This is a genomic window from Pseudomonas sp. NPDC008258, assembly GCF_042956345.1.
Taxonomy (GTDB): domain Bacteria; phylum Pseudomonadota; class Gammaproteobacteria; order Pseudomonadales; family Pseudomonadaceae; genus Aquipseudomonas.
Window position 1 is genome coordinate 59450 of the sequence record NZ_JBIBGE010000019.1, and the last position, 10696, is coordinate 70145.

The following is a 10696-nucleotide window of genomic DNA, read 5'->3' on the forward strand; positions in this document are numbered from 1 at the left end:
CCCACAGGGTCCCCAGCAAGGCTGCATTATTCTTCAGTCGAGGATCACCAGCCGGTTGGGCAACTCGTTGCGGGCATGGGTAGGCGGCACGTGTTCGCTGAGCAACTCGCCGCAGGCATCGATGCACTCGACAAAACCTTGCAAGGTCCGCCCCTGACGCACCTGTTCGGTAAAGCGGGCGACGATGGCCGCCCGGGCGGCGACATCCAGATAGTGCTCGATACCACAGTCAACCAGGATCTCCACATGCCGCTCCGCTTCGCTGACGAAAATCAGCACGCCGGTTGCGCCTGCGGTGCGGTGCAGGTTCTGCTCGCGAAACTGCTGGCGAGCCAGCCTGGAGGCGCGCCAGCGGCGCAGGGCTCGGGGGATCATCCAGCCGGCAAGGCGCGGCTGACGCAGCAGCAGGCACAGGCCGACGAACAGCAGCACGTTGGCGACCAGCAAGCCACGCACGCTGGGCCACCCCAGCAGCCAATGCAACAGGCCTGGCACCGCCAGTGCCAGCACGGCAGCCCAGAACAGCGGCCAATAGGCGTAATCGTCGGCACGCCGCGCCAGCACGGTCACCAGTTCGGCATCGGTGCGCCGTTCGGCACGGGCAATCGCTTCGGCAATCTGCCGTTGATGGTACTCGTCGAAGGGGGTCATGCCGTCGGTCTCTTGGGCGTTCTTATAGTTGTTGTCCCGGCATTCGGGGCTTCATCCGCAGGCGACATATTCAGGCATAATCCGCTGCTGGAAAGTAAGCCTGCGAATCGTACAACAATAGCCGCCTGAAAACTTCGGCCGCGCGCGTATCACCCTGGATACGGCACAGGCCCCACAACGGAATTGATGATGAAACTGTCTTTGCTGGGCCTGGCCATGGGCCTTGCCAGTCAGGTGGCCCTCGCCACCCCCACCGCCCCGCCCCTGCAGGACAAGCAGGCGTTCATCGACCATCTGATCAGCCAGATGACCGAAGCCGAAAAAATCGGCCAGTTGCGCCTGATCAGCATCGGCCCGGAAATGCCACACGAAAAGATCCGCGAGGAAATCGCCGCTGGCCGTATCGGTGGCACTTTCAACTCGCGCACCGCGCCTGAAAACCGGCCGATGCAGGACGCTGCCATGCGCAGCCGCCTGAAGATCCCGATGTTCTTCGCCTACGACACCGTCCATGGCGAGCGCACCATCTTCCCGATCGGCCTGGGCATGGCCGCCACCTGGGACATGGACGCTGTTGCCAAGGTCGGCCGCACCGCAGCCATCGAAGCCTCGGCCGACGCCCTGGACATGACTTTCGCTCCCATGGTCGATATCGCCCGCGACCCGCGCTGGGGCCGTACCAGTGAGGGCTTCGGCGAGGACACCTACCTCACCTCGAAAATCGGCCAGGTGATGGTGCGCTCGTTCCAGGGCAGCAGCCCGGCCAACCCCGACAGCATCATGGCCATCGTCAAGCACTTCGCCCTGTATGGCGCAGTGGAAGGCGGGCGCGACTACAACACCGTCGATATGAGCCTGCCGAAAATGTACAACGACTACCTGCCACCCTACCGCGCGGCGCTCGACGCCGGTGCCGGCGGGGTAATGGTGGCGCTGAACTCGATCAACGGCGTGCCGGCCACCTCCAATACCTGGCTGATGAACGACCTGCTGCGCAAGGAGTGGGGCTTCAAGGGCGTGACCATCAGCGACCACGGTGCCATCCAGGAGCTGATCCGCCACGGCGTAGCCCGTGATGGCCGCGAAGCCGCCAAGCTGGCGATCAAGGCCGGCATCGACATGAGCATGAACGACACCTTGTATGGCGAAGAGCTGCCAGGCCTGCTGAAGTCTGGCGAAGTGACCCAGGCCGAGCTCAACCAGGCGGTACGTGAAGTGCTGGGTGCCAAGTACGACATGGGCCTGTTCAAGGACCCGTACGTACGCATCGGCAAGGCCGAAACCGACCTGAAAGACTACTACGGCAACGACCGCCTGCACCGCGACGCCGCGCGCGACGTGGCACGCCGCAGCCTGGTACTGCTGGAGAACCACAACCAGACCCTGCCACTGAAGAAGGCCGGCACCATCGCCCTGGTCGGCCCGTTGGCCGATGCCCCGATCGACATGATGGGCAGCTGGGCTGCCGACGGTAAACCGGTGCACTCGGTGACCGTGCGCGAAGGGCTGCGCCGCGCCGTGGAGGGCAAGGCCAAGCTGGTCTACGCCAAAGGGTCCAACGTCACCGGCGACAAGGCGATTTTCGATTACCTGAACTTCCTCAACTTCGATGCCCCGGAAATCGTCGACGACCCGCGCCCACCTGCGGTCCTGATCGACGAAGCCGTCAAGGCGGCGAAGCAGTCCGACGTGGTCGTGGCCGTGGTCGGCGAATCGCGCGGTATGTCCCACGAGTCGTCCAGCCGCACCACCCTGGAAATCCCCGCCAGCCAGCGTGAGCTGATCAAGGCCCTGAAGGCCACCGGCAAGCCGCTGGTACTGGTGCTGATGAACGGCCGACCGCTTTCGATCAGCTGGGAACGCGAGCAGGCTGACGCCATCCTCGAAACCTGGTTCGCCGGCACCGAAGGTGGCAATGCCATTGCCGATGTACTGTTTGGCGACTACAACCCGTCCGGCAAGCTGGCCATCACCTTCCCGCGCTCCGTCGGGCAGATCCCGATGTACTACAACCACACCCGCATTGGCCGGCCGTTCACGCCGGGCAAGCCGGGCAACTACACCTCGCAGTACTTCGAAGAGCCAAACGGCCCGCTGTACCCGTTCGGCTATGGCCTGAGCTACAGCAGCTTCGAGCTGTCGGGCCTGAAGCTCTCGAACAAGGACCTCAAGCGCGGTGAGAACCTGGAAGCCAAGGTGACGGTGAAGAATACCGGCAAGGTAGCAGGCGAAACCGTGGTGCAGCTGTACCTGCAGGATGTGTCGGCATCGATGAGCCGCCCGGTCAAGGAACTGAAGAACTTCCAGAAACTGATGCTGAAGCCTGGCGAGTCGCAAACCTTGACCTTCCGCATCAGCGAGGACGACCTGAAGTTCTACAATGGCCAGTTGCAGCGGGTTGCCGAGCCAGGGGAGTTCAATGTCCAGGTAGGGCTGGATTCCCAGGCGGTGCAGCAGCAGAGCTTCGAACTGCTGTAACCGTAAGGTCGCCTGTACCGGCCCTTTCGCGGGCTTGCCCGCTCCCACAGGTACTGCACAGATCCATTGGGCTGTGAATATCCTGTGGGAGCGGGCAAGCCCGCGAAGAGGCCGGCCCTGATATCCCAATCTTCCGGATCCGCCCCGATGCCCTTTTCCTTTCGCGCCCTGCGTCTGGGGCTGATCACCCTGCTCATCCTGCTGGGCACCGCGCTCAGTGCCGGTTGGGCCATGCACCAGGCCAAGCGCCAGGCCATGGAAGATGACGCCCAGCGTGCCAGCCAACAACTGGGCCTGTACGCCAATGCCCTGCACACCCTGATCGACCGCTACCGCGCCCTGCCCGCTGTGCTGGCACTGGACCCGGAGCTGATCGCCGCCCTGCGCGGCCCGGTTACCGAACAGGTACAGGACGCCCTGAACCGCAAGCTTGAGCGCATCAACGGCGCCGCCAATTCTTCCACCCTGGAGTTGCTCGACCGCACCGGCCTGGCCATCGCCGCCAGCAACTGGCGGCTGCCCAGCAGCTACGTCGGCTCCAACTACGGTTTCCGCCCCTACTTCAAGCAAACCCGCAGCCAGGGCAGTGGCCGCTTCTACGCCGTGGGCGTAACCAGTGGCGTGCCGGGCTACTTCCTTGCCAGCGCGGTAAATGACGAGCATGGCCGCTTCCTCGGCGCCATGGTGGTCAAGCTGGAGTTCCCCGAGCTGGAGCGCGAATGGCGCCAGGGCAGCGACATCCTGCTGGTCAGCGACGCCCGCGGCATCACCTTCATCGCCAACCAGGACGGCTGGCGCTATCGCGAGCTGCAGCCACTCAGTGGCGCTGACCGTGCCGAGCTGGCCGAGACCCGCCAATACGACAAGCAGCCATTGGTGCCCTTGCAGCATCAGGTGCTTACCCGTTTTGCCGAGTACAGCACCCTTAGCCGCGTGCAAGGCCCGGAGGGTAGTGCTCAATACCTGTGGGAGAGCCTGCCACTGGAAGGTGAAAGCTGGACCTTGCACCTGCTGCGCAAGCCGCAGGTGGCCGCCGATGGCCGCAATGCTGCCTTGGGCGCCGCGGCCGTGTGGCTGAGCCTGGTGTTCGCCGCCCTGTTCGTCAGCCAGCGCCTGCGCCTGGCCCGGCTGCGCCAGCGCAGCCGGCAAGAGCTCAAGCGCCAGGTCGAAGAGCGCACCCGCGAGCTGCGTACCGCGCAGGAGGGCCTGGTGCAATCGGCCAAACTGGCCGCCCTCGGCCAGATGTCGGCAGCCATGGCCCACGAAATCAACCAGCCGCTGACCACCCAACGCATGCAACTGGAAACCTTGCGCCTGCTGCTCGACCACGGCCGGCATGACGAAGCGCGGCAGGCCCTGGAACCGCTTGAGCAAATGCTCACGCGCATGGCCGCACTCACCAGCCACCTGAAAACCTTTGCCCGCAACAGCCCGGTGGGCCTGCGCGAGCGCCTTGACCTGGCCACCGTGGTCGACCAGGCCTTGCACCTGCTGGAAACCCGCATCCGCAGCGAAGAAGTGGAGGTGGCCCTGTACCTGGCACGCCCGGCCTGGGTGCGCGGCGACGCCATTCGCCTGGAGCAGGTACTCATCAACCTGCTGCGCAATGCCCTCGACGCCATGGCCGACAAGCGCTACAAACGCCTGGAGGTCCGCATCGAACCTGATGGCGAGCTGTGGCGCCTGAGCGTACTGGACTCGGGCGGGGGTATCGCCGAGGCTGATCTGGCCAAGGTCTTCGACCCGTTCTTTACCACCAAACCGGTGGGTGAAGGGCTGGGGCTGGGGCTGGCCATTTCCTACGGCATCGTCCACGAGGCCGGCGGCCAGTTGCAGGCCGAAAACCTGCCTGGCGGCGCGCGCCTGAGCCTTACCCTGCCCCGCGATCTGGAGCCTGTATGTTGAATTCAGTAATCGTCGTCGATGATGAAGCCAGTATCCGCACTGCGGTTGAGCAGTGGCTGAGCCTGTCGGGCTTCAGCGTGCAGCTGTTCGACCGCGCCGAAGCGTGCCTGGCACAGCTGCCGCAGCACTTCCCCGGGGTGATCATCAGCGATGTGCGCATGCCAGGCATGGGCGGCCTGCAACTGCTCGAACGCCTGCAGGCAGACGACCCCGACCTGCCGGTGATTCTGCTGACCGGCCACGGCGATGTGCCGATGGCGGTGGACGCCATGCGTGGCGGGGCCTATGACTTTCTGGAAAAGCCGTTTACCCCACAGCACCTGCTGGGCAGCCTGCGCCGGGCGCTGGAAAAGCGTCAACTGGTACTGGAAAACCGCCGCCTGCATGAACAGGCCGACCTCAAGTCACGCCTGGAAAACACCCTGCTGGGCATGTCTCAAGGCCTGCAACAGCTGCGCCGGCAGGTACTGGATCTGGCCAGCCTGCCGGTCAACGTGCTGATCCGTGGCGAAACTGGCAGTGGCAAGGAACGCGTGGCCCGTTGCCTGCACGATTTCGGCCCTCGCGCCGACAAGCCTTTCGTTGCCCTCAACTGCGCAGCCATCCCCGAATCGCTGTTCGAGGCGGAACTGTTTGGCCATGAGAGCGGCGCGTTTACCGGCGCCCAGGGCAAGCGCATCGGCAAGCTGGAGTACGCTAATGGTGGCACGGTGTTCCTCGACGAAATCGAGAGCATGCCGCTGGCCCAGCAGGCCAAACTGTTGCGGGTAATCCAGGAACAGAAACTGGAACGACTGGGGGCCAACCAGAGCATCAGCATCGATCTGCGGATCATTGCCGCGACCAAGCCGGACCTGCTCGAAGAGGCTCGTGCAGGGCGCTTCCGTGAAGACCTTGCCTACCGCCTGAATGTGGCCGAGTTGCGCCTGGCGCCACTGCGCGAGCGGCGTGAGGACATTCCACTGCTGTTCGAGCACTTTGCCCGTGCCGCTGGCGACAAGCTTGGGCGTGCCGCACCGCCGCTTTCGGGGGCACAACTGGCGCAGCTGCTGTCGCATGACTGGCCAGGCAATGTGCGTGAGCTGGCTAACGCGGCAGAGCGGCATGCACTGGGGCTGGGTTCGCCGAACATCGAGGTGGCACCTGCCGGGCAGTCGCTGAGTGAGCAGATGGAAGCATTCGAGGCGCAGTGCTTGCGCGCGGCGCTGCGTCAGCATGGGGGAGCGATCAGTGCGGTGATGGAGGCATTGCAGCTACCGCGGCGGACGCTGAACGAAAAGATGCAGCGGCACGGATTGGTGCGGGAGGATTTTGTCGGGCGCGAATGAGCGGAAATCCGCCTACCACCCCAAGCCGACGAGCAAAAAACCGCTCATAGCCAGGTTTTTTTGGGGCTGCGTTGCAGCCTTTCGCGGGCACGCCCGCTCCCACACCGAAATGTTGAACAACAGGGATTGCGCGGTCCCTGTGGGAGCGGGCATGCCCGCGAAGGGGTGCAACGCGCCCCCATATGGATCATCACGCACCCATTTGGCACACCTTCTGCAATCACCTGTGCAAGCTGCGCCACGGCGCGCTCCACAAAAACAACGAGAAGGTATCCCTGATGGATAACGCCACCTCCCTGCCCGCTGGGGCGGCCACCGCGCCTGCCGCAGAAAAAACCACCGCCAGCCGCCTGAAGTCGATCTTCAGCGGGTCCATCGGCAACATGGTCGAATGGTACGACTGGTACGTCTACGCCGCATTCTCGCTGTACTTCGCCAAGGCCTTCTTCCCGGCCGGTGACTCCACCGCACAATTGCTCAATACCGCTGCGATCTTCGCCGTGGGCTTCCTCATGCGCCCGATCGGTGGCTGGCTGATGGGCCTTTACGCCGACCGCAAAGGCCGCAAGGCTGCGCTGATGGCCTCGGTGCTGCTGATGTGCGCAGGCTCGCTGGTCATTGCCCTGACCCCGGGCTACGAAACCATCGGTGTCGCCGCACCTGTCCTGCTGGTGATCGCACGCCTGCTTCAAGGCCTGTCGGTGGGTGGCGAGTACGGCACCTCGGCCACTTATCTCAGCGAGATGGCCAGCAAGGACCGCCGTGGCTTCTTCTCAAGCTTCCAGTACGTGACCCTGATCTCTGGCCAGCTTATTGCCCTGGCGGTACTGATTATCCTGCAACAGACCCTGACCACCGAGCAGCTGTATGCCTGGGGCTGGCGCGTGCCATTCGTGATCGGTGCGCTGTGCGCAGTGGTTGCCCTTTACCTGCGCCGTGGCATGGAAGAAACCGCCTCGTTCACCAAGAAGGAAAAGGCCAAGGGAAGCCTGATGCGCACCCTGCTGCGCCACCCCAAGGAGCTGATGACCGTGGTCGGCCTGACCATGGGCGGCACCCTGGCCTTCTACACCTACACCACCTACATGCAAAAGTACCTGGTCAACACCGTGGGTATGAGCATCAGCGACTCGACCACCATCTCGGCCGCCACACTGTTCCTGTTCATGTGCCTGCAACCGGTGATCGGTGGCCTGTCCGACAAGATCGGCCGTCGCCCGATCCTGATCGCCTTTGGTGTGCTCGGCACCCTGTTCACCGTGCCGATCCTCAGCACCTTGCACACCATCCAGACCTGGTGGGGCGCGTTCTTCCTGATCATGGCGGCGCTGATCATCGTCAGCGGTTACACCTCGATCAACGCTGTGGTCAAGGCCGAGCTGTTCCCGACGGAAATCCGCGCCCTGGGCGTGGGCCTGCCGTACGCCCTGACCGTGTCGATCTTTGGCGGCACCGCCGAGTACGTGGCTCTGTGGTTCAAAAGCGCTGGTATGGAGAGCGGCTTCTACTGGTACGTCACCGCTTGTATCGCCTGTTCGCTGCTGGTTTACGCGACCATGAAGGACACCAAGCAGCACTCGCGGATTACTACTGACTGACGCTGGGTCGGTAGTACCGAAAGGGGCGCTCCGTTGCATCGGGCGCCCCTTTTTCATGACAACCAGTAACTTGTGAGCCGATTGACAGCCTTATTCGGCTCACAAGATGAGCCGAATAGCGCTATTATTCGGCTCACTGGATGAGCCGAATAGTCGGCTTATTCGGCTCACTGGATGGATTGGCAACTATCATGAACAGCCCCTTGTGGATCTGGCAGCAGCCTGACTGGCCAAACTTCACCTGGCAAAACGAAGCCCTTACCCCGCTGCTGCGTAACTGCATAGATATGCAAGGCCGCTTGCTGGGCAAGATTGGCAGCGTCGATGAGTTGAGCGAGTGCCAGAACATCCTCGACACATTGCTGCAGAACATTGTCACCTCCTCGGCAATCGAAGGAGAACAGTTGAATGTGGGCTCGGTGCGCTCTTCCCTCGCTCGCAGGCTGGGCATCGAGGAACAGGGGGCAACCAATGCCCGCAGCGAGGGGCTGGCCGAACTGATGCTGGATGCAACGCAAGGGTATGACCAACCGCTAAGCCTGCAACGGCTGTTCAACTGGCACCAGTGGTTGTTCCCGCGTGAACAAGCCACCTTGAGCAAAGCGGTTCTGGTCGGGCAGTTGCGTGATGAAGTGCCCATGCAGGTAATTTCCGGCCGCCTCGACAAGCCCACCGTGCACTTTCAGGCGCCACCGCGTGACGGCCTCGAAACCCAGCTAGCCGAATTTCTCGCCTGGTTTGCCGAGAGCCGCGATACCACCAACCTGGACCCGCTGCTGCGTGCCGGCATTGCCCACTTCTGGTTTGTCACGCTGCATCCATTTGACGATGGAAATGGTCGGCTGACCCGAGCGATCACCGACCTGGCCCTGGCCCAAGGCGAGCGCCAGGCCATTCGCTTCTATGCCATGTCCGCCAGCATCCTTGACGACAGGACCGGCTATTACCAGGTATTGGAAAGCAGCCAGAAAGGCGGCCTGGATATCACCCGGTGGCTGAACTGGTTTCTCGCCACCCTGCTACGCAGCCTTGAACAGGCACTGGTAAACATCGACCGCATACTGGCAAAGGCCAGGTTCTGGCAGGCGCATCGGGCAGATGGCTTGCTGCCCGAACAGGTCAAGGTGCTCAACCGGTTACTCGATGGTGGGCCGCGCGGCTTCGAAGACGGCATCAACGCGACGCAATACCAGGCAGTGGCGAAGGTATCCAAGGCCACTGCGACCCGCCACCTTACCGATCTGCTCGACAAGGCTTGCCTGGTCCGGTTGCCAGGCGGGGGCCGCAGTACCCGTTACCGCATCAACACTCAGGACATCTCCAACGCCTGACGTGGCTCACGGCGCTGGTACCAGCTGGCCATCAGCACCAGTACCAGCAATACCCCGCCCAGCACTGCCGACGAACCGATCGTGCCGAAGTCCAGGCCGCCCTTTTCGTGAGGTTTGGTAAGGAAGTCGCCCAAGGTGGCGCCAAACGGGCGGGTTAGCACGAACGCTACCCAGAACAGCACCACACCCGGGATGCGCGTCCAGTAGCGGGCCACTACCACCAATGCGATGGCGCTGCCGATCAGCAATGCGCCGCCAGCAAAACCAAGCCCCGAATCATCGGCCAGGTAGTCGCCCAGGGCGGTGCCAAGCGTGTTGGAAAACAGGATCGCCACCCAGTAGAACAACTCGCCCGAGCGATTCTTGATACGGGTTACATCCAGCGGGTTGCCGCTCAGGCGCCAGACCAGGAAGGTCAGCAGCAGGATACCGATGAGCACGGCCGACCCCGTGGCATAACCCAGGCCGAGCGTGCGGTCCATGAAGTCGGACATGGTGGTGCCAGCAGTGCTGGTGGAGAGGATCACCAGCCAATACAGCATCGGGTGGTAGCGGCGCGAGTAGAGCTGGCCGAGCAACGTCAGCAGGAACACGCTGATCAGCATCAGCGAGCTGACGGCATAGCCCACATTCAACGTCATCGACAACAAGTCGCCTGCCGTCTCGCCAAGGGTAGTAGCGCAGATCTTCATGACCCAGAAGGCCAAGGTGATTTGCGGAAGTTTGTTCATTGTTGTGCCGCTCCAGTTTGAGGTGCGGCGATGGTGCTGAGCGACGTCTGAAAAATCGGTTGGTGATAGATGAAAAATACGTTCACCAGCCATCTCCGTAAGATTTTTCCTTCTTAACGCCCCATTAATTCACCCCTATCAAGCTGCAATGGCTGGCAGAACGTTGGCGCATGCGTCGACGCCCCCTGAGCCAGGCAACAGCCTGATTCACGGTATAAGCACCCACATACATCGATAAATTCGATTTCTTAACGCTACTTTTTGCGCTTTTTAATCAAATTAATCGGCGTAGCATTAACCCCATAGAAACAAACAACTCACGACCCCTTGGAGCAACGACCATGAAAAACAAACTGATCCTCACCTTGGCCCTCTCGGTTTTCGCAGTTGGCGCCTTCGCCGAAGATGGCTTCGACCGCACCAACGCTCACAGTTTTGCCGCGGTGCAAAGCCAGTCCGCCAGCTACGCTGAAGACGGTTTTGACCGCACCGGTGGACAACGTTTCGCTGAAGACGGTTTCGACCGCACCGGTGGCCAACGTTTCGCCGAAGACGGCTTCGACCGCACTGGCGGCCAGCGTTTCGCCGAAGACGGCTTCGACCGCACTGGCGGCCAGCGTTTCGCCGAAGACGGCTTCGACCGCACTGGCGGCCAGCGTTTCGCCGAAGACGGC

At 62.5% G+C, this 10696-nt stretch carries 8 protein-coding genes; 6 read left to right on the forward strand and 2 right to left on the reverse strand.

The features are described 5' to 3' along the window. Positions 1-33: 33 nt before the first annotated feature. A complete protein-coding gene (locus ACFY9W_RS16710) occupies positions 34-651 on the reverse strand; it encodes a TPM domain-containing protein (protein WP_391132134.1) in 618 nt (205 codons plus the stop codon). Positions 652-837: 186 nt separating this feature from the next. Between ACFY9W_RS16710 and bglX the strand changes: the two genes are divergently transcribed. From bglX to ACFY9W_RS16735, 5 genes are all read left to right on the forward strand, one after another. Further along, on the forward strand, positions 838-3129 hold the full coding sequence (gene bglX, locus ACFY9W_RS16715; protein WP_391132136.1) for a beta-glucosidase BglX: 2292 nt from the start codon (positions 838-840) through the stop codon (positions 3127-3129). 147 nt (positions 3130-3276) lie between these two features. After that, positions 3277-5034, forward strand: a complete 1758-nt coding sequence (locus tag ACFY9W_RS16720) for an ATP-binding protein (protein ID WP_391132138.1) — start codon at positions 3277-3279, stop codon at positions 5032-5034. Then, positions 5028-6362 carry a sigma 54-interacting transcriptional regulator gene (locus ACFY9W_RS16725; RefSeq protein WP_391132140.1) on the forward strand — a complete coding sequence of 445 codons (1335 nt, stop codon included), beginning with the start codon at positions 5028-5030 and terminating at the stop codon, positions 6360-6362. Before ACFY9W_RS16720 ends, ACFY9W_RS16725 begins: the two co-directional genes overlap by 7 nt. Before the next feature lie 278 nt (positions 6363-6640). Beyond that, positions 6641-7960: an MFS family transporter gene (locus ACFY9W_RS16730; RefSeq protein WP_391132142.1), complete on the forward strand. Its 1320-nt coding sequence runs from the start codon at positions 6641-6643 to the stop codon at positions 7958-7960. A gap of 191 nt (positions 7961-8151) precedes the next feature. Beyond that, the gene (locus ACFY9W_RS16735) at positions 8152-9291 is read left to right on the forward strand and encodes a DUF4172 domain-containing protein (RefSeq protein WP_391132143.1); all 1140 of its coding nucleotides are present in this window, start codon (positions 8152-8154) and stop codon (positions 9289-9291) included. On the opposite strand, the gene ACFY9W_RS16740 is transcribed toward ACFY9W_RS16735, so the two are convergent. Beyond that, entirely contained in the window at positions 9270-10022 is a 753-nt protein-coding gene (locus ACFY9W_RS16740) for a hypothetical protein (protein ID WP_391132145.1), read from the reverse strand. The genes ACFY9W_RS16735 and ACFY9W_RS16740 overlap by 22 nt on opposite strands. 341 nt (positions 10023-10363) lie before the next feature. Here ACFY9W_RS16740 and ACFY9W_RS16745 point away from each other — a divergent pair. Further along, positions 10364-10696, forward strand: a 333-nt coding sequence (locus tag ACFY9W_RS16745) for a heme utilization protein (protein ID WP_391132147.1), incomplete at its 3' end; no start/stop codon positions are given.